General features: G+C 61.1%; 22 protein-coding genes. 16 read left to right on the top strand and 6 right to left on the bottom strand.

Translation table 11 applies throughout. From position 1 onward, the window contains the following. Positions 1 to 117: 117 nt before the first annotated feature. Together ATH90_RS02145 and rpmE are read right to left on the bottom strand one after the other, a co-directional pair. Positions 118 to 924 carry a thermonuclease family protein gene (locus ATH90_RS02145; protein WP_098465621.1) on the bottom strand — a complete coding sequence of 269 codons (807 nt, stop codon included), beginning with the start codon at positions 922 to 924 and terminating at the stop codon, positions 118 to 120. Positions 925 to 938: 14 nt separating this feature from the next. Further along, positions 939 to 1172 carry a 50S ribosomal protein L31 gene (gene rpmE / locus ATH90_RS02140; protein WP_005784030.1) on the bottom strand — a complete coding sequence of 78 codons (234 nt, stop codon included), beginning with the start codon at positions 1170 to 1172 and terminating at the stop codon, positions 939 to 941. Between the two features lie 215 nt (positions 1173 to 1387). Here rpmE and ATH90_RS02135 point away from each other — a divergent pair, with 215 nt between their 5' ends. The 10 genes from ATH90_RS02135 (at position 1388) to ATH90_RS02090 (ending at position 14207) form a co-directional block, all read left to right on the top strand. Further along, complete coding sequence (locus ATH90_RS02135) at positions 1388 to 3607, top strand: primosomal protein N' (RefSeq protein ID WP_098465620.1); 2220 nt, start codon at positions 1388 to 1390, stop codon at positions 3605 to 3607. Between the two features lie 189 nt (positions 3608 to 3796). Beyond that, a complete protein-coding gene (gene argS / locus ATH90_RS02130) occupies positions 3797 to 5533 on the top strand; it encodes an arginine--tRNA ligase (RefSeq protein WP_034105924.1) in 1737 nt (578 codons plus the stop codon). Between the two features lies 1 nt (position 5534). Further along, positions 5535 to 6236 carry an SPOR domain-containing protein gene (locus tag ATH90_RS02125; protein ID WP_034105926.1) on the top strand — a complete coding sequence of 234 codons (702 nt, stop codon included), beginning with the start codon at positions 5535 to 5537 and terminating at the stop codon, positions 6234 to 6236. Between the two features lie 257 nt (positions 6237 to 6493). After that, complete coding sequence (hslV, locus tag ATH90_RS02120) at positions 6494 to 7024, top strand: ATP-dependent protease subunit HslV (RefSeq protein ID WP_003171209.1); 531 nt, start codon at positions 6494 to 6496, stop codon at positions 7022 to 7024. Between the two features lie 37 nt (positions 7025 to 7061). Beyond that, on the top strand, positions 7062 to 8399 hold the full coding sequence (hslU, locus tag ATH90_RS02115; RefSeq protein WP_012721807.1) for an ATP-dependent protease ATPase subunit HslU: 1338 nt from the start codon (positions 7062 to 7064) through the stop codon (positions 8397 to 8399). A gap of 131 nt (positions 8400 to 8530) precedes the next feature. Then, entirely contained in the window at positions 8531 to 8908 is a 378-nt protein-coding gene (locus ATH90_RS02110) for a gamma-butyrobetaine hydroxylase family protein (RefSeq protein ID WP_034105929.1), read from the top strand. Between the two features lie 256 nt (positions 8909 to 9164). Next, on the top strand, positions 9165 to 10844 hold the full coding sequence (gene phaC / locus ATH90_RS02105; RefSeq protein ID WP_098465619.1) for a class II poly(R)-hydroxyalkanoic acid synthase: 1680 nt from the start codon (positions 9165 to 9167) through the stop codon (positions 10842 to 10844). 98 nt (positions 10845 to 10942) lie between these two features. After that, positions 10943 to 11788, top strand: a complete 846-nt coding sequence (gene phaZ / locus ATH90_RS02100; protein ID WP_025858688.1) for a poly(3-hydroxyalkanoate) depolymerase — start codon at positions 10943 to 10945, stop codon at positions 11786 to 11788. A gap of 88 nt (positions 11789 to 11876) precedes the next feature. Beyond that, positions 11877 to 13559: a class II poly(R)-hydroxyalkanoic acid synthase gene (gene phaC / locus ATH90_RS02095; RefSeq protein ID WP_034105934.1), complete on the top strand. Its 1683-nt coding sequence runs from the start codon at positions 11877 to 11879 to the stop codon at positions 13557 to 13559. A 27-nt stretch (positions 13560 to 13586) separates the two neighbouring features. Next, positions 13587 to 14207 carry a TetR/AcrR family transcriptional regulator gene (locus ATH90_RS02090; RefSeq protein ID WP_034105937.1) on the top strand — a complete coding sequence of 207 codons (621 nt, stop codon included), beginning with the start codon at positions 13587 to 13589 and terminating at the stop codon, positions 14205 to 14207. A 39-nt stretch (positions 14208 to 14246) separates the two neighbouring features. On the opposite strand, the gene ATH90_RS02085 is transcribed toward ATH90_RS02090, so the two are convergent. Continuing rightward, complete coding sequence (locus tag ATH90_RS02085) at positions 14247 to 14936, bottom strand: response regulator transcription factor (RefSeq protein ID WP_234010380.1); 690 nt, start codon at positions 14934 to 14936, stop codon at positions 14247 to 14249. 314 nt (positions 14937 to 15250) lie between these two features. On the opposite strand from ATH90_RS02085, the gene ATH90_RS02080 reads away from it, so the two are divergent. The 6 genes from ATH90_RS02080 (at position 15251) to ATH90_RS02055 (ending at position 21772) form a co-directional block, all read left to right on the top strand. Then, positions 15251 to 15832: a fimbrial protein gene (locus ATH90_RS02080; protein ID WP_034105939.1), complete on the top strand. Its 582-nt coding sequence runs from the start codon at positions 15251 to 15253 to the stop codon at positions 15830 to 15832. A gap of 94 nt (positions 15833 to 15926) precedes the next feature. Beyond that, positions 15927 to 16709, top strand: coding sequence for a fimbrial biogenesis chaperone (locus ATH90_RS02075; protein ID WP_098465618.1), 783 nt, complete (start codon positions 15927 to 15929; stop codon positions 16707 to 16709). A gap of 8 nt (positions 16710 to 16717) precedes the next feature. After that, complete coding sequence (locus ATH90_RS02070; protein WP_098465617.1) at positions 16718 to 17485, top strand: fimbrial biogenesis chaperone; 768 nt, start codon at positions 16718 to 16720, stop codon at positions 17483 to 17485. Between the two features lie 161 nt (positions 17486 to 17646). Beyond that, a complete protein-coding gene (locus ATH90_RS02065; RefSeq protein ID WP_098465616.1) occupies positions 17647 to 20214 on the top strand; it encodes a fimbria/pilus outer membrane usher protein in 2568 nt (855 codons plus the stop codon). Positions 20215 to 20272: 58 nt separating this feature from the next. Further along, positions 20273 to 21232 (top strand): fimbrial protein, encoded by a 960-nt coding sequence (locus ATH90_RS02060; RefSeq protein ID WP_098465615.1) that lies wholly within the window; start codon positions 20273 to 20275, stop codon positions 21230 to 21232. An 18-nt stretch (positions 21233 to 21250) separates the two neighbouring features. Further along, the gene (locus ATH90_RS02055; RefSeq protein WP_034105948.1) at positions 21251 to 21772 is read left to right on the top strand and encodes a fimbrial protein; all 522 of its coding nucleotides are present in this window, start codon (positions 21251 to 21253) and stop codon (positions 21770 to 21772) included. A gap of 87 nt (positions 21773 to 21859) precedes the next feature. Here the strand turns inward: ATH90_RS02055 and ATH90_RS02050 are convergent, their stop codons facing one another. The 3 genes from ATH90_RS02050 to ATH90_RS02040 all read right to left on the bottom strand — a co-directional run bounded on the left by ATH90_RS02050 (position 21860) and on the right by ATH90_RS02040 (position 23650). Continuing rightward, complete coding sequence (locus ATH90_RS02050) at positions 21860 to 22834, bottom strand: phasin family protein (RefSeq protein WP_098465614.1); 975 nt, start codon at positions 22832 to 22834, stop codon at positions 21860 to 21862. 12 nt (positions 22835 to 22846) lie between these two features. Continuing rightward, positions 22847 to 23269 (bottom strand): phasin family protein, encoded by a 423-nt coding sequence (locus tag ATH90_RS02045; RefSeq protein ID WP_034105950.1) that lies wholly within the window; start codon positions 23267 to 23269, stop codon positions 22847 to 22849. Between the two features lie 105 nt (positions 23270 to 23374). Further along, the gene (locus ATH90_RS02040; protein WP_016979171.1) at positions 23375 to 23650 is read right to left on the bottom strand and encodes a polyhydroxyalkanoic acid system family protein; all 276 of its coding nucleotides are present in this window, start codon (positions 23648 to 23650) and stop codon (positions 23375 to 23377) included. Between the last annotated feature and the right edge of the window lie 32 nt (positions 23651 to 23682).

The raw sequence follows: 23682 nt of genomic DNA, 5'->3' as shown, positions 1-23682 counted from the left end.
ACAAGACTGGGCAGTCACAGGTGTCAAGGCCCCAAAGTGCCGTACTTTGGTCTAAGGCCACGGGATACAAGGGCTTAACTGTTCACAATCGACTAAAAAAATGTCTACAATTTTTTGTTAATGCGTCGATTTGAGCATGCTGGGGTCGGTCAGTGGTAGCAACCAACGTGCCTGACCGTTTTTCAGGCCGCCACGCCGGGCGCGATCCTGCACCCACCCACGGGCCTCGATGGGCATGCCTTGCAGACCACTGAGCCATGCCGTGTCGAATTGTGGGACAAGCGCGGGTGCAATGCGTAATACCAGTGAGCCGTGCAATTCGATCCAGACCCCACCGCGATTGCGTTCGATCTTGCTGACCCGGCCGCCGACCAACGCAAAGCCGGACTGCTTGAGCTGCGCCACGCGCTGTACAGGTGATTGCCGCCACAGGCCCAGCCGCGCGTCACGGGCGCTGTTTTCAACGGCCTGCTGGCAGGCGACCAGATCGACATTGGGCGCGACACCCACCTGAAACCCCAAGCCTTCGGCCAGCAGTTGCGCCTCAAGATTCTTTCCATCTGCGCCGTAGAGGTGGGCCAAGGTGCGGCCGTAGCGGTCCTTGCTCTCGCGCCCTGCTACCAGGCCGACGCGACGGTCGCTGGCGTCCACCAAGGCCTGCAAGCGCAGGCGGGCAGCAACGGCGTAAGGCTCGTCGGGGCGGCCACGCTTGCCGGTTTCCGGTGCATTGACGCCGATCATCCGCACGCTGCGGCCATCCGTGAGGCGCACCGTATCGCCATCCACCACACGCTGCACCTCCACTTGGGCCGGGGCGGTCGGCACAGGGCAGATCACGTCGGCCTGGGCGACTGAAAGCCAAATGCCAGGCACAAAAAAGGCGCCCACAAGGGACGCCTTTTTCAACAGCTGGCAAAAGCCCATAAGGCTTTTGAGCCTTACTCTGCTGGAGTAGCAGCAGGCTTCTTGCCGAAAGCACCAAAGCGATCTGCGAAGCGCTGTACACGGCCGCCGGTGTCCAGAGTTTTCTGCTTACCGGTGTAGAACGGGTGGCACTCGTTGCATACGTCAGTACCCAGTGGCTTGCACAGGTTCGAACGAGTTTCGAACTTGTTGCCGCAGCTGCAGGTTACTTCGATGGTTTCGTACGCTGGATGGATATCGGCTTTCATGGCACTTCCTCGGGCTAGCGTGCCGCCACTCGACACTATTGTCGAATACCGCACGTAATTAGGCCGCGGATTCTACCAGACCTTTTCAATCGCGCAAGCGGCGCTTCCGGTTGAAAACCTCCTTTCATCAGAAAACCGTGGCATACCCAAGCCCTCCCCTGTCTGCTAGGCTCCCGCCCTTGCGCCACCGCCTGCCTTTATATGAGACCCCTCGCGTGCCCGACGCCATTTTGCGCCTAGCCCTGCCCTCGCCCCTGCGCCGCCTGTTCGATTACCGGGCCCCGGCTGGCGTGCTGCGGGCGCAGTTGCAGCCGGGCATGCGCGTGCGCGTGCCGTTCGGGCGTCGAGAGATGATCGGCATTCTGGTCGAAGTCGCTGACCACAGCGAAGTGCCGGCCGAGAAACTCAAGCCCGCCCTGGCCATCCTCGATGCCACCCCACCGCTGCCGCCGGCACTGTTCAAGCTGTGCCTGTGGACTGCCCAGTATTACCAACACAGCCTGGGCGATACCCTGAGCTGGGCATTGCCGGTACTGCTGCGCCAGGGCGAACTGGCCGAAGCGCGCCAGGAACGTTTCTGGTCGACGGTACCCGGCGCGCGTCTCGACGACCCGCGCATCGCTCGCGCCCCGCGCCAGCGTGAGGCCTTGGCCACGCTGGCGCAGCACCCCCATGGCGTGGCTCACCAGCTATTGAGCAAGCTGATGCTGAGCAAAGACAGCCTCGACCTGCTGCTGGCCAAGGGACTGGTGCAGGTGGAAATCCGCAAGCACGCGCCTGACGCTCGCCACGAACACTGGCTGGCCCAGCCGGAACTGCCGCTGAACCCTGAGCAACGCGCCGCGTACGAAGCCATTCGCGCAGGCTTTGACAGTTTCCACGCGTTCCTGCTGGCTGGCGTCACTGGCAGCGGCAAGACCGAAGTCTATTTGCAATTGATCCGCGAGACCCTGCAAGCCGGCAAACAGGCCCTGGTGCTGATCCCCGAGATCAACCTGGGCCCGCAGACGCTGGCGCGCTTCGAACAGCGCTTCAACGCACGCATCGCCCTGGTGCACTCGGCCGTCAACGACCGTGAGCGCCTGGAGTCGTGGCTGGCCGCGCGGGACGGCGAGGCCGACATTATTATCGGCACGCGTTCGGCACTGTTCACACCGATGAAAAACCCTGGGTTGATCATCATCGACGAGGAGCACGACGGCTCCTATAAACAGCAGGAAGGCCTGCGCTACCACGCCCGCGACCTGGCGCTGGTACGCGCACGCCAGGAAGACATCCCGATCGTGCTGGGCTCGGCCACGCCATCCCTCGAAAGCCTGCACAATGCCTACACCGGCCGTTATGGTCTCCTGCGCCTCAACGAGCGCGCGGGCGGCGCCAAGCAACCACGGTTCCTGCGCCTGGACGTCAAGAGCCGCCCACTGGACAGCGGTATTTCCGGGCCGATGCAACAAGCCATCGGCCAGACGCTTGCCGCCGGCCAACAGGTGCTGGTATTCCTCAATCGCCGCGGCTTTGCACCGACCTTGCTGTGCCACGACTGCGGCTGGATGTCCGAATGCGAGCGCTGCGACGCACGCATGACCGTGCACCAGCGCTACGGCGAACTGCGCTGCCATCACTGCGGCCATGTGGAACGCGTGCCGCGCCACTGTCCGCAGTGCGGCAAAGTCGACCTGCGTCCGGTAGGCGCAGGCACCGAGCGGGCCGAAGAGCGCCTGGGCATCCTGTTTCCGGATTTTCCGGTGCTGCGCGTTGACCGCGACAGCACGTCGCGCAAGGACGCGATGAACCAGCTGTTCGCCACCATCCAGAAAGGCCAGCCGTGCATTCTTATCGGCACGCAAATGCTAGCCAAGGGGCACCATTTTCCACGGGTAACGCTGGTATCGATCCTGGATGCCGATGGCGGGCTGTTCTCTGGGGACTTTCGCGCCAGTGAACGCATGGCGCAGTTGATCGTGCAGGTCGCTGGCCGCGCGGGCCGCGCCGAGGAACCAGGCCGGGTGATTATCCAGACGCACCTGGCCGACCATCCGCTGCTCATTCAGCTGACAGAGCAAGGCTACTTCGCCTTCGCCGAACAAGCGTTGAGCGAACGCCGCGCCGCCGGCCTGCCGCCGTTTTCCCACTTGGCCTTGCTGCGCGCCGAGGCTCACAAGCCGGGGCAGGCCGAAGGTTTCCTGGATGAAGCCTGCAGCGCCGCCGAACGTTTGCTTGGCGAACTGGGTCTGAGCGGCATCGAACTGCTTGGCCCGGTGCCCGCCCCCATGGAACGCCGCGCCGGGCGCTATCGTGCTCAGCTACTCTTGCAGGCAACCTCCCGCGCGCCCCTGCATCGGCTATTAAGTAGCTGGTTGCTTGCCCTGGAGCAAATGCCCAGCGGCCGGCAAGTGCGATGGTCGCTGGACGTAGACCCGGTAGATTTATACTAACCCGCCCCCTGCAGGCGCCGGCTTTGCCGGCGCCTGCAAAGGGAAAGGGACGAAAGTTGTCCTGCCAGCGAAGGCCCGCAGGTCCGCCATCTGGTCTGAACGGTTGGCAAGCCCGCCCTCGCCACGGATAATGCCCAGTTTTTCCACCTGCGCATCGCGCGCCGCCGCTTGCGGTCGAAAGAGAACACCATGAAAGACACCATTCGCCAGCTGATCCAACAAGCCCTCACCCAACTCGTCAACGAAGGTGTGTTGCCTGAAGGCCTGACGCCGGCGATCCAGGTGGAAAACACCCGCGACAAGACCCACGGCGACTTCGCCAGCAACATCGCGATGATGCTGTCCAAGCCTGCCGGCATGAAACCGCGGGACCTGGCAGAAAAAATCATCGCTGCGCTGCCGTCCCACGAGAGTGTGACCAAGGCCGAAATCGCCGGCCCGGGCTTTATCAACTTCTTCCAGAACACCCAGGCCCTGGCTTCCCGCCTGGATGCCGCCTTGGCCGACGCCAAGATCGGCGTGCGCAAGGCCGGCCCGCTGCAGCGCGTGGCCATCGACCTGTCGGCACCCAACCTGGCTAAAGAGATGCACGTGGGCCACCTGCGCTCCACCATCATCGGTGACGGCGTGGCGCGCGTATTGGAGTTCCTTGGCGACACCGTGATCCGTCAGAACCACGTGGGCGACTGGGGCACCCAGTTCGGCATGCTGATGGCTTACCTGCAAGAGAACCCGATCACCAGCAACGAGCTGTCGGACCTGGAAAACTTCTACCGCGCCGCCAAGAAGCGCTTCGACGAGTCCGAAGAATTCGCCGACCGCGCCCGTGGCCTGGTGGTCAAGCTGCAGGCCGGCGATCAGGAATGCCTGGAACTGTGGGGCCGTTTCCGTGAGATTTCCCTGTCGCACTGCCAGGAAATCTACGAACTGCTCAACGTCAAATTGACCATGGCCGACGTAATGGGCGAAAGCGCCTATAACGACGACTTGATCAACGTGGTCAACGACCTCAAGGCCGCTGGCCTGCTGGTCGAGAGCAATGGCGCGCAATGCGTGTTCCTCGAAGAGTTCAAGACTGCCGACGGCGAGCCGCTGCCGGTGATCATCGTCAAGGCCGATGGCGGCTACCTGTATGCCACCACCGACCTGGCGGCCGTGCGCTACCGCAGCGGTGTACTCAAGGCGGATCGCGCGCTGTATTTCGTCGACCAGCGCCAGGCCCTGCACTTCCAGCAGGTGTTCGAAGTGGCGCGCCGCGCCGGTTTCGTCACCCACCCGATGCACATGGAACACATGGGCTTCGGCACCATGAACGGCGCCGATGGCCGCCCGTTCAAGACCCGCGACGGCGGCACGGTGAAGCTGATCGACCTGCTGACCGAAGCCCAGGAACGTGCCTACAACCTGGTGAAGGAAAAGAACCCGGAACTGGCCGAGGCCGACCTGCGCAACATCGCTCGCGTGGTGGGCATTGGCGCAGTGAAATACGCCGACCTGTCCAAGCACCGCACCAGCGACTACAGCTTCAACTTCGAGCTGATGCTCAACTTCGAAGGCAACACCGCGCCTTACCTGCTGTACGCCTACACCCGTGTGGCCGGCGTGTTCCGCAAGCTGGGCAAGGACTTCAGCGAAGTCGAAGGCCAGATCAACCTGGAGGCTGCGCACGAGCAAGAGCTGGCCGCCAAGCTGGCGCAATTTGGCGAAGTGCTGAACAGCGTCGGCGAGAAAGGCACGCCGCACATCCTGTGCACCTACCTGTACGAAGTCGCCGGCCTGTTCTCCAGCTTCTACGAGAACTGCCCGATCCTGACCGCCGACGACGAAGCCCAGAAGCAAAGCCGCCTGCGCCTCGCCGCACTGGCTGGACGGACCCTCAAGCAAGGCCTGGAATTGTTGGGCCTGGAAACTCTGGAGCGTATGTAAGTTGGCTGCCAAGAAAAAACCTGCACCCAAGCGCGGCGCCAGCCGCTACCAGGCCCCGGCGAAGAAGCCGATTCCGGGCTGGTTGTGGATGGCCATCGGCCTCACCGTCGGCGCGTTTATCGTGTTCCTGATGAAACTGGATCCAGGCCAGGGCGATGACGTCAAACGGGTCAAGCAAGAACAGCAGAAGGCCACGAAGATGGCCGAAGCCAACAAGACTGCGCCGAGCCCGACCGCCCCGGTGAAGCCGAAATACGACTTCTATACGTTGCTGCCAGAATCGGAAGTGATCGTGCCGCCCGATGCCGTGCCGGAGAAAACCCTGCCGACACCACAGGTGCCGACCACACCAGTCACGCCTGCAGAGGCGGCGAAAATCGACACGGCGCGAGCCCAGGCCGCGCTGGCCGGGATTACCCCGCCGCCAGCACCGCCGGTTGCCGAAACCAAGGCAGCACCGGTGACCAAGTTCTTCCTGCAAGCGGGCTCGTTCCCGAAACAGGCAGATGCCGATCGCGTGCGTGCGCAGATCATCCTGCTGGGCCAGTCGGTGACGGTAGAGTCCGGCACCGTGAAGGATGCGACGTGGTACCGCGTGCTGGTGGGGCCGTTCAGCAACCGCGAACAGCTGACCGTGGCGCAGAAACAATTGGCCGGCGCGGGCTTTAGCAACCTGTTGTTACAACAACGCCAGAGCCGCTGATTCAGCGAACACAGAGGAACCCATGTGGGAGCGGGCTTGCCCGCGAATGCGGTCCATCAGTCGCCAGATTCCTTGACTGATATTCCGCTTTCGCGGGCAAGCACGCTCCCACATTTGATTTTGTTCGTGCTCAAAATCGAGCCCGGCACACAATCGCCACTCGTCCGCCCCCCCGTCCTACGGTTGAAATCCCCCTCACCATCCCCATATCAGTTTCCATCAGGGCATTTTCGCCCCGCTGCGTGGAGACTCTCCCCTTGACCACCATCGTTTCAGTACGTCGCCACGGCAAAGTCGTCATGGGCGGCGACGGCCAGGTTTCCCTGGGTAATACCGTGATGAAAGGCAACGCCAAGAAAGTGCGTCGCCTGTACCACGGCCAGGTTCTCGCAGGCTTTGCCGGCGCCACCGCCGACGCTTTCACCCTCTTCGAGCGCTTCGAAGGCCAGCTTGAGAAACATCAGGGCCACCTCGTGCGCGCCGCGGTCGAACTAGCCAAAGAATGGCGCACCGACCGCTCCCTCAGCCGCCTGGAAGCCATGCTGGCCGTCGCCAACAAAGACGCTTCCCTGATCATCACCGGCAACGGCGATGTGGTTGAGCCTGAGCATGGCCTGATCGCCATGGGTTCCGGCGGTGGCTACGCCCAGGCGGCAGCCAGCGCACTGTTGAAGAAGACCGACCTGTCGGCCCGCGAAATCGTCGAGACCGCCTTGGGCATCGCCGGTGATATCTGCGTGTTCACCAACCATAACCAGACCATTGAGGAGCAGGACCTCGCCGAGTAAGCCATAGGCTTATTCCCGCTTGAGGCCGCCAAACACTATGTCCATGACTCCCCGCGAAATCGTCCATGAACTCAACCGCCATATCATCGGCCAGGACGATGCCAAGCGCGCCGTTGCCATTGCGTTGCGTAACCGCTGGCGCCGGATGCAACTGCCGGAAGAACTGCGCGTTGAAGTAACGCCGAAGAACATCCTGATGATCGGTCCGACCGGTGTCGGTAAAACCGAAATCGCCCGTCGCCTGGCCAAGCTGGCCAACGCGCCGTTCATCAAGGTCGAAGCCACCAAGTTCACCGAAGTCGGCTACGTGGGCCGCGATGTCGAGTCGATCATTCGTGACCTGGCCGACGCCGCCCTGAAGCTGCTGCGCGAACAGGAAATGACCAAGGTCAGCCACCGCGCCGAAGACGCCGCCGAGGAACGTATCCTCGATGCCCTGCTGCCACCGGCTCGCATGGGCTTCAACGAAGACGCCGCGCCGGCCTCGGACTCCAACACCCGCCAGCTGTTCCGCAAGCGCCTGCGTGAAGGCCAGTTGGACGACAAGGAAATCGAGATCGAAGTCGCCGAAGTCTCCGGCGTCGATATTTCCGCACCGCCTGGCATGGAAGAAATGACCAGCCAGCTGCAGAACCTGTTCGCCAACATGGGCAAGGGCAAGAAGAAAAGCCGCAAGCTCAAGGTGAAGGAAGCGCTGAAACTGGTGCGCGACGAAGAAGCCGGGCGCCTGGTCAACGAGGAAGAACTCAAGGCCAAGGCACTGGAAGCGGTCGAGCAGCACGGCATCGTGTTTATCGACGAGATCGACAAGGTGGCCAAGCGCGGCAACTCCGGTGGCGTCGACGTGTCCCGTGAGGGCGTACAGCGCGATCTGCTGCCGCTGATCGAAGGCTGCACCGTGAACACCAAGTTGGGCATGGTCAAGACCGACCACATCCTGTTTATCGCCTCCGGTGCGTTCCACCTGAGCAAGCCAAGCGACCTGGTGCCGGAGCTGCAAGGCCGCCTGCCGATTCGCGTGGAGCTCAAGGCGCTCACCCCAGGCGATTTCGAGCGCATTCTCAGCGAACCGCATGCCTCGCTCACCGAGCAGTACCGTGAGCTGTTGAAAACCGAAGGCTTGGGCATCGAATTCCAACCGGACGGCATCAAGCGCCTGGCGGAGATCGCCTGGCAGGTCAACGAGAAGACCGAAAACATCGGTGCGCGTCGCCTGCACACCCTGCTGGAGCGTTTGCTGGAGGAAGTGTCCTTCAGTGCTGGCGACCTGGCCGGGGCGCAAAATGGCGAAGTGATCAAGATCGACGCTGATTACGTCAACAGCCACTTGGGCGAATTGGCGCAGAACGAAGATCTGTCTCGTTATATCCTGTAAGCCTCACACAGGACCGCTTTGCTTTAATGTGGGAGCTGGCTTGACGGCAATAGCTAGGGTGAATTCAACACCGCTATCGCAGGCAAGCCAGCTCCCACATTTTTGAGCCGGTTTCTTCAGGATTATTATCAATGTCCAAATTCCCCACCGCTGTAAACCTGCACAAAACCTCCAATACCCTCGGCCTTACCTACGGGCCCGACGAGGTGTACCAACTTCCCGCCGAACTGCTGCGCACCCACTCGCCGTCCGCCGAGGTCCAGGGCCACGGCAAACCCATCCTGCAATTCGGCAAGCTCAACGTGCGGTTGACCCAGGTTGAACCGGCCGGCCAGTACGCACTGAAATTGACCTTCGACGACGGGCATGACAGCGGACTGTTCACCTGGGACTACCTCTATCAGTTGGCCGTGCGTCAGGACGCGCTGTGGGCTGATTACCTGGCCGAGCTCAAAGCAGCCGGCAAGACTCGCGATCCGAGTGAGTCGGTCGTGCGGCTAATGCTCTAGCCCAGGCCTCTCGCTCTTTAGAGGGCATTTTCTAATTTCATCTGCTTGAATGCCCTCTCTCGTGGTCAACGATTGGCCCGCTTGCGAAAAAAATTAAACTCGGGTAACCAATGGAACTGGCAAGTTCCCTGCATTTGACGATGCGGTATCAACGGTCACCCGAGTCGCAGTACCAGGCTTGTGTTGTGTATCGAAACTTGGTGCGCAACGGTACCCGGTACCCGGTACTCGTCTTTCGGACAATGGAGCGTCGTAGATGAGTAACAAGAATAACGATGACTTGAAACGCCAGGCCTCGGAAAACACCCTGGGGCTCAACCCGATCATCGCGTTACGCAAAAAGGATTTACTCGCCTCGGCGAAGATGGTGCTGACCCAAGCCATCAAGCAACCGTTGCACAGCGTCAAGCACGTCGCCCACTTTGGCGTCGAACTGAAGAATGTAATGTTCGGCAAATCCGCGCTGGTGCCGGACGGCGATGACCGTCGCTTCAACGACCCGGCCTGGAGCCAGAACCCGCTCTACAAGCGCTACCTGCAAACCTACCTGGCGTGGCGCAAGGAACTGCACGACTGGATCGGCGACAGCAACTTGTCGGAACAGGACATCAGCCGTGGCCACTTCGTGATCAGCCTGATGACCGAGGCCATGGCCCCCACCAACAGCGCGGCCAACCCGGCGGCGGTCAAACGTTTCTTTGAGACCGGCGGCAAGAGCCTGCTCGATGGCCTGTCACACTTGGCCAAGGACATGGTGCACAACGGCGGCATGCCGAGCCAGGTCAACATGGGCGCCTTTGAAGTGGGCAAGACCCTGGGTACCACCGAAGGCGCGGTGGTGTTTCGCAACGACGTGCTGGAGCTGATCCAGTACAAGCCGATCACCGAGCAAGTGCACGAACGCCCACTGCTGGTGGTACCGCCACAGATCAACAAATTCTACGTATTCGACCTGAGCCCGGAGAAGAGCCTGGCGCGCTTCTGCCTGCGCAATGGCCAGCAGACATTCATCGTCAGTTGGCGCAACCCGACCAAGGCCCAGCGCGAATGGGGCCTGTCGACTTATATCGAAGCGCTCAAGGAAGCGGTCGACGTGGTCACGGCGATTACCGGCAGCAAAGATGTGAACATGCTCGGCGCTTGCTCCGGCGGCATCACCTGCACCGCTCTGCTGGGCCACTACGCGGCGCTGGGGGAGAAAAAGGTCAACGCCCTGACCCTGCTGGTGAGTGTGCTGGACACCACCCTGGACACCCAGGTGGCGCTGTTCGTCGACGAACAGACCCTGGAAGCGGCCAAGCGCCATTCCTACCAGGCGGGCGTGCTCGAAGGTCGCGACATGGCCAAGGTGTTTGCCTGGATGCGCCCCAACGACTTGATCTGGAACTACTGGGTCAATAACTACCTGCTGGGCAACGAGCCCCCGGTGTTCGACATCCTGTTCTGGAACAACGACACCACGCGCCTGCCGGCCGCCTTCCACGGCGACCTGATCGAGTTGTTCAAAAACAACCCGCTGGTGCGTGCCAATGCCCTGGAAGTGTGCGGCACCCCCATCGACCTCAAGCGAGTCACCGCCGATATCTACTCATTGGCCGGCACCAACGACCACATCACGCCGTGGCAATCCTGCTACAAGTCAGCGCAGTTGTTTGGTGGCAAGGTGGAGTTTGTATTGTCCAGCAGCGGGCACATCCAGAGCATCCTCAACCCGCCGGGCAACCCCAAGGCACGCTACCAGACCAGCGACAGCCTGGCGGGCAAACCGCTTGAGTGGCAGGAGAATGCGACCAAGCACACGGATTCGTGGTGGCTGCACTGGCAGGCGTGGCAGGCGGAGCGGGCGGGCAAGTTGAAGAAAGCGCCTACCACATTAGGTAACAATACGTACGCCGCAGCGGAAGCGGCGCCGGGGACTTATGTCCATGAACGATAACAACAGACATTTTTTCGATTGAAATGGGATCAACTGTGGGAGCGGGCGTGCTCCCACACTGATCTCACTCCGGCTGCACCACTTCACAGGGCTTGAGCATGCCGCAACCGTTCATCTTCCGTACCATCGACCTGGATGGCCAGACCATCCGCACGGCGGTACGCCCGGGCAAGCCTCACTTGACGCCGTTGCTGATCTTCAACGGCATCGGCGCCAACCTTGAGCTGGTGTTTCCGTTCGTCCAGGCGCTGGACCCGGACCTTGAAGTGATCGCCTTCGATGTGCCCGGCGTGGGCGGTTCGTCGACACCGAACCGGCCATACCGCTTTCCCGGCCTGGCCAAGCTCACCGCTCGTATGCTCGATTACCTGGACTATGGCCAGGTGAATGCGGTGGGGGTGTCCTGGGGCGGCGCGTTGGCGCAGCAGTTTGCCTACGACTACCCGGAGCGCTGTAAAAAACTGATCCTCGCAGCCACGGCGGCGGGTGCGGTCATGGTGCCGGGCAAGCCCAAGGTGTTATGGCTGATGGCCAGCCCTCGCCGCTATATCCAACCGTCCCATGTGGTGCGGATCGCGCCGATGATTTACGGCGGCTCGTTCCGCCGCGATTCGAAACTGGCCGCCGAACACGCGAGCAAAGTGCGCTCGGCGGGCAAGTTGGGCTATTACTGGCAATTGTTCGCGGGGCTGGGCTGGACCAGCATCCATTGGCTGCACAAGATCCGCCAACCCACGCTGGTACTGGCGGGGGACGACGACCCACTGATCCCGCTGATCAATATGCGCATGCTCGCCTGGCGCATCCCCAATGCACAGCTGCACATCATCGATGACGGCCACCTGTTCCTGATCACCCGGGCCGAAGCCGTTGCACCGATCATCATGAAATTTCTCGAGGAGGAGCGCTTGCGGGCCGTGATTCACCCACGACCTGCGGTGTAGGGACCACACCGCCGCGCAACTTGCCGAGAACCGACTATGGTTCTGAATTGGCGTGCCTGTTGATGGCTTGACGAAGGAGTGTTGGCTCATGCGAGAAAGACCCGTGACGAACCCGGCGCCCACCCCTGCCGCGTTCATCAATGCGCAAAATGCGATTACCGGCCTGCGCGGTCGAGATTTGCTGTCGACCCTACGCAGCGTCGCCGCCCACGGTTTGCGCAACCCCCTGCACACTGCCCGCCACGCCTTGGCCCTGGGTGGCCAGTTGGGCCGCGTGCTGCTGGGTGAGACGGTGCATGCACCCAACCCCCACGATAGTCGCTTCACCGACCCCACCTGGGCCCTCAACCCGCTGTACCGCCGCAGCCTGCAAGCCTATTTGAGCTGGCAGAAACAAACGCGGCACTGGATCGATGACAGCTCAATGAGCGCCGATGATCGCGCCCGTGCCCATTTTGCCTTCGCCCTGCTCAATGATGCCGTCTCCCCCTCCAATACCTTGCTCAACCCCTTGGCGATCAAGGAACTGCTCAACTCCGGCGGCAACAGCGTGGTACGCGGCGCCAGCAACCTGTTCGAGGATTTGCTGCACAACAACGGCCTGCCGCGCCAGGTCAGCAAGCACGCCTTCGAGGTGGGCAAGACGGTCGCGACGACGCCTGGCTCAGTGGTGTTTCGCAATGAGCTGCTGGAGCTGATCCAGTACAAGCCCATGAGCGAAAAACAGTACGCCAAGCCGCTGCTGATCGTGCCGCCGCAGATCAACAAGTACTACATCTTCGACCTGAGCCCGGCCAACAGCTTTGTGCAGTACGCCCTGAAAAACGGCCTGCAGACCTTCATGGTCAGCTGGCGCAACCCGGATGTGAGGCATCGCGAATGGGGCCTGTCCACCTACGTTGCGGCGCTGGAAGAAGCCCTCAATGTCTGCCGGGCCATCACCGGCGCCCGCGAGGTCAACCTCATGGGCGCCTGCGCCGGCGGCCTGACCATCGCCGCCCTGCAAGGCCACCTGCAAGCCAAGCGCCAACTGCGGCGGATCTCCAGCGCCAGTTACCTGGTGAGCTTGCTGGACAGCCAGATCGACAGCCCCGCCACGTTGTTCGTCGACGAACAAGCCCTGGAAGCCGCCAAGCGCCGTTCCTACCAGCAAGGCGTGCTGGATGGCCGCGACATGGCCAAGGTGTTCGCCTGGATGCGCCCCAATGACCTGATCTGGAACTACTGGATCAACAACTACCTGCTGGGCAAGGAGCCGCCGGCCTTCGACATCCTGTACTGGAACAACGACAACACGCGCCTGCCCGCCGCGCTGCATGGCGACCTGCTGGACTTCTTCAAGCACAACCCATTGAGCCACCCCGGCGGCCTGGAAGTCTGCGGTACGCCCATTGATTTGCAGAAGGTCAACGTGGACAGCTTCAGCGTGGCCGGGATCAACGACCACATCACGCCGTGGGACGCGGTGTATCGCTCCACCCAATTGCTGGGGGGCGAAAGGCGCTTCGTGCTGTCCAACAGCGGGCATATCCAGAGCATCCTCAACCCGCCGGGCAACCCCAAGGCCAACTATGTCGAGAACCTCAAGCTGAGCAGCGACCCACGGGCCTGGTACTACGATGCCAATCACGTCGAAGGCAGTTGGTGGCCGCAGTGGCTGGCGTGGGTGCAACAGCGCTCGGGCGTGCAACGCGAAACCCTTACCGCCCTGGGCAACCAGAACTACCCACCGATGGAAGCAGCACCAGGCACCTATGTGCGGGTGCGCTGAGCTCAACGATCCCATTAAGAAGACTGGATGAAGACGCGCGACCGTATCCTTGAATGTGCCCTGCAGTTGTTCAACCAGAAGGGCGAACCCAACGTGTCGACCATGGAGGTGGCCAATGAAATGGGGATCAGTCCCGGCAACCTCTACTATCACTTCCATGGCAAGGAGCCACTGGTACTGGGGCTGTTCGAGCGCTTCCAGAATGAACTGGCGCCCCTGCTCGACCCGCCAGCGGATGCGCAACTGGAAGCCCAGGATTACTGGCTGTTCCTGCACCTGATCGTCGAGCGCATGGCGCATTACCGGTTTTTGTTCCAGGACCTGTCAAACCTGGCTGGGCGCCTGCCGAAGCTGGCCAAGGGGATTCGCAACCTGCTGACCGCGCTCAAGCGCACGCTCGCCTCCTTGCTGGCGCGATTGAAAGCCGATGGGCAATTGGTCAGCGATACCCAGGCACTGGGGCAACTGGTGGAACAGATCACCCTGACCCTGCTGTTTTCCCTCGATTACCAGCGGATTCTCGACCGCGAAGGCGAGGTGCAGGTGGTGGTGTACCAGATCATGATGCTGGTAGCGCCGCATCTGTTACCGCCCGCGCGGCAGGCGACGGAGCGGTGGGCGCTGCGTTATCTGGATAACACTAATTGACGCTCGACGCCGGTGAGTAACGCCTACAGCGACCTCCCGTCACGACGCTCCAAACTGCCGGGTGAATTTGAACAGTTCGCTATCGCTCTTGATACCCAACTTTCGATAAGCCGATTGCTTGTGGGTGCTGATCGTACTTGCACTGCGTGAAAACTTTGCCGCAATTGAGCTGACGGACATCCCGTCCAGAAAGCAGCGCAACACTTCCTGTTCCTTGGGCGTGAGGCAGGTAGTTGCTGGAGTTGAAGCACAGGGTTCCCTCTTCGCGCGCGTGTTCGCCATATCGCAAGTGGGCTGCATACCCTGAAGTGCCGACAGCATACAAGGCTGCAAATAAATACAGCCTTGGGCCACCATTCGTATTGCCGTGATTAACTCTGTCAACGTTTGGGTCTTGCCCAACACCCCCCAACATCCCGCCTTCAGCGCCAGTGAAACCGCTGCGGGCGTGTAGTGCGACGTCACGACGATAGGCTTGCACTGCGCGAAACGTCGGCCCAGGGTCTGGAGCAGGCCCAGGCCGTCGAGGTCGGACGGCCCCAGGCTGAAGTCCATGACGACGATATCCACCGGGCGCCGGGCCAGCGCCTCCAGCAATTCCCTGCCCGTGCCGAAAGAGCCGATGACTTCGAGGTCAGCCTCTTGTTCCAGCCCTAATTCGATCCCCTGTCTAACCATCTCATGATCATCAAGCAACATGAGGGTGTGCATATTGGAAGAAATAGGCATCCGTAAACCCGCACAGGTGAGTACCGCTCATCACAAGCATTCTCTATTCATTACGAGCTCGGTATATCCCAGCGGTACCCTGGATTCAACACAGGAAAAAAATTAGTCCTTATCTTTCAGTAGCGTCTTACAGACGCGTCCTACCTAGCCGGTCAATACAATTAATTTTAATCAAATAGACTCTTTTCGAATAATCACGAGGCAAATCTAGTGGCATTTCTATAGTGAGCCTTAACGTTCCGGCCCACATTAAGACCTCCGCCAACTGGCAACTTCAAACGGCGGGTCACGGACAATTCACTATCGGGACTACTATGAAATTCAACGCTCTCTCCGCCCTTGCGGCCGCTACCGCCTTGGCCGCCGCTGTATCGCACACCGCACACGCCGCCAATGACGGCACGATTAACTTCACCGGACTGGTCAACGATGTGACCTGCACCATTGAAGGCTCTGCGCCCGGCACAGGTGCGGTGGTCAAGGACGTCAACCTGGGTGGCGTCTCCGCTGCGCGCCTGGCGAACCCGGGTGACCGCGCCAACCTCACCGGCTTCACCATTCGCATCGGCGCGCCAGGCGAAGGCAGTTGCACCAACGGGCGTACCGCCATGGTTGCGTTCGACCCTACCAGCCCGGCCATTGACGTGGCGACCGGTCGCTTGAACATCGATGGCTACGATGACCCCTCCGACACCACCAACGCCAAGAACGTCCAGGTTGAAGTGACTAACCGCAACGGCTCGCCGATCAACGTCTACACCGAAAAATCGGAAGGCGTGGTGATCGCCGATAACCAGGCAATCATTCCCCTGGCTGCGCAGATGTACGCCAGCGGTGCCGCGACGGAAGGAGCAGTCAAGACGCGCGTCGGCTTTATGGTCGTGTACGCCGACTAAGGGGCATTCGGGCCTGCGCAAGCGGGCCGCACATGCAACGGACCTGCCGCATCCGGGCAGGTCCCACCCCTGATTAGAAGAGACTTGCGACACTATGAAGAGAATGGCCTGCCTCGCGCTTGCCACCTGTGCGCTGGGGTTGCTCTCGCTGCAAGCGACACCGGCCCGCGCAGGGGTGATCATTTACGGCACCCGCGTAATCTTTCCCGCCGAACAGCAAGAAGTCGTCGTACGCCTGGAAAATAAAGGCGACCGACCGGCGCTGGTGCAAACCTGGCTGGACACGGGCGAACTGGACTCGACACCGCAGACGGCACAAACGCCGTTTACCCTTTCGCCGCCGATCTTTCGCATTGAGCCTCATCAGCAACAGGCCTTGCGCCTGCGCTATGTCGGTGAACAGCTGCCCACTGACCACGAAAGCCTGTACTGGTTGAACGTGCTGGAGGTCCCACCACGCTCAGCCAATGCCGAGCAAAACAACCTGGAACTGGCATTCCGCACCCGCTTGCGTGTGTTCCTGCGCCCGCGTGCATTGCCCTACCCGGTGGGCAGCGCCCCGGCCAAACTGCAATGGCAGTTGGTGCCCCATGGCCAGGATGGCCAGGGTTACGCGCTGCAAGCGACCAACCCCACGCCGTACCATATTTCCGTCACGACGGTGGACTTGCTGAGCGACGGCAAACGGTTCAGCAAAGCGCCAAACAAGGAGGCCAACGATGGCCTGTTGATGCCGGCTGGCGCGGTGAAGCTGTTTGCGCTGCCGCAGCTGCGCGATCGCCCCAACGGCGTACCCAAGGTCGAATTCACCACCGTCAGCGACTACGGTGCCCGCGTGCGCCATTCGGCAATGCTTACCTCTTCGGCCGCGAGATGACCTTTCCCATGAACGCACTCTCACTGTCGCATCGATCGATCAAGTGCATGGCACTGGTCGCCATGTTATCGGGTACAGCCCTGGCACACGCGAGCGTTGTCATCAACAACACCCGGATTATCTACCCGCAGAACGATAAGGAGGTGACGGTCCGGCTTGAAAGCAAAAACCAGGCACCGGTGCTGATCCAGGCCTGGCTGGACAGCGGTGACGAGCACTCCACGCCGGACCTGGCGGGCATTCCCTTCGTGGCTACGCCGCCCATCTTTCGCATGGAGCCTGGCAAACAACAGGTCGTGCGCCTTGCGTACACCGGCGAGCAGTTGCCGACGGAACAGGAAAGCCTGTTTTGGTTCAACCTGCTGGAAGTGCCTGCACAACCCCAGGGCGGCCAGCAAGGCAATCAATTGCAGTTGGCTTTCCGCTCGCGCATCAAGCTGTTCTTCCGCCCACCCAACCTGCCTTACGGTGTCGAAGACGCGCCGGGCAAACTGCAGTGGCGTCGCGCAGCCAGCGAGCAAGGCCAAATCCTGGAGGTTTACAACCCCACGCCTTATCACGTGACCTTCGAGCAGATCGACGTGCTGGAGTCGCAGCAACGCCACGCCCGCAAGGCTGCCAAATCTGGCGCGCAAAACATGGTGGCCCCCGGTGCACGCAACCGCTTTGAACTGCCCGATCTCAAGGCGCCACCGGGCAATGCGGCCACTGTCGAGTTCCAGACGCTCGACGACTTCGGGGTGAAGACTGCACACAGCGCCAAGGTCTCGTCATGACGGCCTAGAGACGCGACCTGCGCGGCACCCGGCCAACACCTTTGCAGGCAATGCCGCCTCCATCACTCACTTCAATGAACACGGTTGTTTGATGCCCGTTTACCCGGGCAGGGCTTCCCTATGCCCGGATTCAGACAGTGCCTATTTTGGGAATGGTAAACATGAGTTTGAACATGCGCGCCAGCGTAAGAATCCGGTCATTACCAGGCCATCGTTGGGTGCGAACGGCGCGTTGCCTGTTGCTGCTCAGTGGCGCCACTGCCATGACCGCCCACGGTGTCGAGAATGTCGAGTTCAACCCTGCCTTTTTTCCGAACGGTGCGAATGGCAAGCAGGTTGATGTTTCCAGGTTCAGCCAAGGCAACGTCGTGCTGCCCGGCAGTTACCGTGTCGACGTCTACCTCAATGGCCAATGGATCGGGCGCGAGACCTTGTCCTTCGTGGCGGTCGAAGGCCGGGACTCGGCGCAAATGTGCCTTGAGCGTGAAGCACTGGTCAGGTTTGGCATCGACTTGGACGCACCGCTGAATCAACCTGCTGAAGTCGACCAGCCGGCCGCCGCGCCGTTTGCAGCGTGCGAAGACGTCGCGAGTTACCTGCCAGGCAGCCACAGCCAATTCGACCCTGGCGAAAACCGCCTGACGCTGCAGGTTCCACAGGTCTACCTGGCACGCCAGGCACGGGGATACGTGGACCCCAAACACTGGGACAGCGGAGTCGATGCCGCCTTTGTGCGCTACAACGCCAATACCTTTGCGGCACAGGCCAATGGTCGCTCCATCAACTCCCATTACCTGGGGGTGAACAGCGGCCTAAACCTGGGCGAGTGGCACTGGCGTCACAATGGTAGCTTCAGCCGCACCGCGATCGGTTCGGGATACCAAAGCAGCAGCACTTACGTACAGCGCGAACTGAGCCCACTGCGCTCACAGTTGGTGGTCGGCGAGATCTTTACCCCAGGTGAACTGTTCGACAGCGTGCGCCTGCGCGGCGCCAGCCTGTTCAGCGATGACCGGATGCTGCCGGATTCCCAGACCGGTTTTGCGCCCGTTGTACGGGGTATTGCCGAGACCAATGCCCGGGTGACTGTACGCCAACGCGGCGTACTGCTGGATGAAGTGTCTGTCGCCCCCGGCCCGTTTGTGCTCAACGACCTGTTTCCCACCGGCTATGGCGGCGACCTGACAGTCACGGTCACCGAGGCCGATGGTCGCCAACGAGAGTTCATTGTGCCGTTCGCCGCCAACGCCAACCTCCTGCGCGCGGGCTATAGCCGCTACGCCCTGAGTGTCGGCCAATTGGACGAGATTGGCCTGCGTCACCCTCCCACGTTGATGCAAGCGACCTACCAGCATGGCCTCAGCAACCTGCTGACCGGCTACACCGGCGCGGTAGTGGGCGAGGACTACCAGTCGCAGTTAGTGGGCGCGGCGTTCAATACCCCGTTGGGCGCGCTGTCGCTCGACCTGACCAATTCGAGCGCAAAGCTTCCCGGTCACGAAGCCCGTGAGGGACGAAGCGTCCAATTGCGCTACAGCAAGAACTTCACCGACACCGGCACTCACTTTGCCCTGGGGGCCTATCGCTACTCCACGGAGGGTTTCCTAAACGTGGCCGACGCCGCACGGGTCCGCGGCCTCGCGATCGACGGGCTCAACCTGGACAACGTCTCGCGCCTGCGGGACCGGATGGACATCAGCCTCAACCAAAGCCTGGGCAACGGTTCGGTGTACCTGACGGGCTCTTCGCAAAACTACTGGAACCGCAAAAGCGGCAACCTGACGTTTACCACGGGGTACACCAGCAGTTGGAAGGGCCTGCACTACACCGTAAGCGCACAACGCACCAAGGACTTGCTGAGCGATCGGGTCGACAAACAAGTGGAGCTGTCCCTGAGCTTCCCGCTGGGCAGCGGTGCACGCTCGCCCACCCTGACCAGCGCAGCGTATCGCGGCAATCAAAGCAGTGGCGAGCGCGTGAACCTGGGCGGCAGCCTGGGTGAACGCAGCGAATTCACCTATGGGGTCGGCGGTACACGCACGCAAGGCAGCGGTAATGCCACGAGTGCCGACATGAAGTATCAGGCCAGCCACGGCGTGCTGTCTGCCGGCTATGGGCAGAGCAACTCGCATCGTGCGGCGTCCTTCGGCATGACCGGCGGTGTCGTCGTCCACGCCGGCGGCGTGACCTTCGCCCCGGAGTTGGGCGACACCCTGGGCATCGTCCAGGCATCGGATGCACAGGGGGCGCGGATCAACGGCAACCACGGCGCCCAAGTCGGCGGGAATGGTTATGCGATCGTGCCGCACCTCACACCGTATCGCCAGAACGTGGTCGAGTTGGACCCCAAGGACTTGTCGGTGGACGTCGAGCTCAAGACCGCCGCGCAGAACGTCGCGCCCCGCGCAGGCTCGGTGGTGAAACTGCACTTCGATACCGTCAGCGGCCAGGCCATCTTGATCACGGCATTGCGCGAGGACGGCGGTGCCCTGCCGTTCGGTTCGGATGTATTCGACGAGGACGGCGCCAGCGTCGGCATTGTCGGACAGGGCGGCAAAGCCTTTGTACGCGTCGCCCGCACGCAGGGACGATTAACCGTCAAGTGGGGGGCGGATGCCAGCGCCTCCTGCCGGCTGCAATACGGCCTGGATACGCAGTCGCTGGCTGATGGCAGCCCGCGTTTGCGCCACTTGGACGCAGGCACGTGCGTAACCCCTACGAGCGGTTGATGTGACACAGGCGCGCCACGCGCCTGCTGTCGCCCTATTTCTTATTGCAGGAATAAAGATGAAACAGTCCACCACACTTCTTTCGACACTGCTCGTGCTGAGCCTGCCGGGCACTGTTCAAGCGGCGTGCGACAGTTACATGAACTCTACCCATGAGCTCAGGCTGCCCGCCACGATCACCGTACCCGACAGCCTTCCCGTGGGCGCTGAGATCACCCGCACCGCCTTCAGCGGCGTTGTTCCCGGACGCTTCATGAATTGCGCCACCAGTACCCTGGTCTCGATTTACGGGCGTTACAACGGGATGCAGACACCGACGCCCCCCTACGCCTGGCGCACCGAAGCACCAGGCGTCGGCATCCTTATCACGATCACCGATGCCCGCCCATCGACCAGCCTCTATGCGTTCACAAGCGGTGAAACCGTAATGCCTGTCGGAAGGCATCCCATCTTCACGAATGCAGAAGCGAGGTTCATCAAAATCGGGCCGGTCACGGACGGGGTAGTGCCTGCCGGCACCATCTGGAGCCACAGCATGCGCAATATCGGCCCACCCGCAGGCATCTTCCGGCTAAACATCAACAACGCCATACGCTTCGTCAGGCCCGCCGCCACGTGCAACCTGGCGACCGGCGACGTCAACCGCACCCTCACACTGCCCCCCATACAAGCCAGCGCGCTAAGAGACTCGGTGTACGCGGGCGAACACCATTTCGAGCTGACCGCCAATTGCAGCGATGCCTCCAACGTCACCTTTCAATTCACCGGTGCCCCCGCGCCCGGCAATGACCTGCTCTTCGCCAATACCGGCACTGCCAGCGGCATAGCGCTGTGGCTGTATTCACGCATCAATGGCATTGGCCAGACCATTACCCCCGGTGGCAACGGCAACACACGCACGCTGGTTGTATCCGGCAATCGTGCGGTATTGCCCCTCGGTGCCGCCTATCACAGGAACGGCACGGTCAGCCAAGGCACGCTGGCCAGCACCGCCACTGTCAACATCACCTACAACTGAAAAAACAAGGACTGACTGATGAACATCCGACCTCTTACCCTTCTTCTGGCCATCACCGCGGGCCTGGCTGGTAACGCCGCGCAGGCCGCCACCACGGGCACCTTGCGCTTTGTTGGCCAGGTCAACGCCGGCACGTGCAACCTGGCCGCCGGTGACGCGAACCGTAGCGTGACACTGCCGCCGGTCAAGGTTTCCGACTTCGACTCAGCCGTCGCGGCGGGAGGGCTCGACTTCGACATTTCCGCCGATTGCGAGTCGGATATTCGTAACGTGATTTTCCTGTTCACGGGTACGCCCGCGGTGGGCAACGGCGCGATGTTCAGCAACACGGGGACCTCCGCGGGAACGGGCCTCTGGCTGTCGCACCGTGGCATTGCAGACATCCCCGCAAACGGTACTGTCGCCCAACGCAGCCGTACGATCGCGACCAGCAGCAACAAGGCCGTGATGCCGCTCAGGGCAACGTACTTCAAGACCGGTGCAACCGTCACAGCCGGCACCCTGGCCAGCGCCGTTACCGTTTCGATCACTTACAACTGACAGGGCCTGAGGCAGCAGCCAGGCTGCGCGCAGGCAAAAAAAATGCCCGACCTTTGCAGGCCGGGCATTTTCTCAGGTCCTGGACAATCAGGACTGACTGGATGGCGTCGGGGTCGCCGGCGTTACAGTCGGGTTCACGGCAGCTGGAGTCGGTGCGGATACCGAGTTGGCTGTCGAGGTGGTTGGCGCCGCAGCAGTAGCAGGCTTTGCCGCAGCGGCAGGCTTGGCTGCTGCTGGTTTTTTCGCCACTGCGGGTTTCTTCGCGGCGGCTGGTTTTGCCGCAGGCTTGGCAGCGGCCGGCTTGGCTGCAGGTTTCGCAGCCGCCGGTTTGGCAGCGGGTTTGGCGGCGGCGGTTTTGGCCGCTGGTTTGGCGGCGGGTTTAGCGGCGGCCTTGGCTGCAGGTTTAGCAGCAGGCTTGGCAGCAGCTTTAGCGGCTACAGGTTTGGCAGCCGGCTTGGCGGCCGGTTTGGCCGCTGCCGTTTTAGCGGCCGGCTTGGCGGCGGGTTTGGCAGCCGCTTTGGCGGGCGCCTTGGCCGCAGGTTTGGCAGCCGGCTTGGCGGCAGCTTTTACCAGAGGCTTGGCGGCAGTTTTTGCAGCAGGTTTGGCCGCTGCGGTTTTAGCGGCTGGCTTGGCAGCAGGTTTGGCCGCTGCGGTTTTCGCCGGAGCCACTTTTGCGCCGGTGAGTTTTTCAATTTGCTTGGTCAGGGTATCGACCTTGCTGTGCAGCGTTTTCAGCTCGGCCTTGCTCGGCACGCCCAGTCGCGAAATGGCACTGTTAAGGCGCTTGTCGAACGTCTCTTCCAACTTGCCCCACGTGTCAGAAATACTCGACTTGGCGGAACCGGCAGTTGCCTTGGCCGCTTCAACTTTTTTACCCACGGTGGTTTTGGTCAACTTCTCGGCCTTCTCGCCGTCCTTGACCAAAGTCTCGAAGTACTTGCCGCCGTCACTGCTAACCTTCGAGTACACGCCTAAACCAGCAAGCCAGATCTTACGGGAATATTTTTCAACTTCCCCGACCCACGAGCTGCCTTCTTTCTGAGTAGTCTTTTTAACAGCCATCCCGATGTCTCCTTAGTGTTTACGCGCGACACGTTCTAGCAATGTCGTCAGCTCTTCGAGCTTAGCAGAGAGTGTCTCAACGTCATGTTTAGACGCAATGCCGATTCGATTCAAGGCACTGGCAACACGAGTATCAAAAGCTTTTTCAACTTTATCCAGCTGAACTTCTACCAGGCCTTTGACAGAGGAGACATTACTCTTGACTTGATCAATCTGACTGTTGGCGGCCTCAAGTTGTTCAACTGCAACTTTTTTGCCTTTACTTTCAACATGTTGACCAGTCTTAACCAGCTCTTTGAAGTAATCGCTGCCCTCGCTTCCAACCTTGGCGTAGGCACCCAGTCCTGCCAACCAGATCTTGCGGGCGTAGGATTTAACGTCGCTCAAGGTCGTGGTCTGGGCGTCGATTTTTTTCTTCAGGATAACTTTGGCCATGGTGCACCTCACTCAGAATAGGGGGGAGGAACGGCCCACAGGAGTTGAGGGCTTGGGCACAAAGTAGGCTGGAAAATTAGAATCGGCACCCTAAGAACACTTGGATCAGGCCAATGCCTTATCCAGGGCTTTTTCGATTTCGGACTTGATGGTGCCACTCATGGCCGACATCAACAGCCCCAGTTCCACATCAATGCGCAGCGAATCATCGGCGACGACGACCGTGCCTTTAACCCCCGAACGCTTGAGGTTCAAGGTATCGCCGGACCAGGACGGCTCGAGGCCATATTGCTCCTTGAGTTTGTGCGCCAACTTGTCGGCCTTTGCGCGTGCCCCTTCTTTACCCAGGGAATGTGCACGCTCAACGGTTATACGGGCCATTGCAATGACTCCTCTTTATACGGATGTGAATA

This window comes from Pseudomonas lurida, assembly GCF_002563895.1.
GTDB classification, from domain to species: domain Bacteria; phylum Pseudomonadota; class Gammaproteobacteria; order Pseudomonadales; family Pseudomonadaceae; genus Aquipseudomonas; species Aquipseudomonas lurida.
The sequence above is the reverse complement of the archived record's forward strand: the minus strand, read 5'-3'. Positions and strand labels throughout refer to the sequence as shown.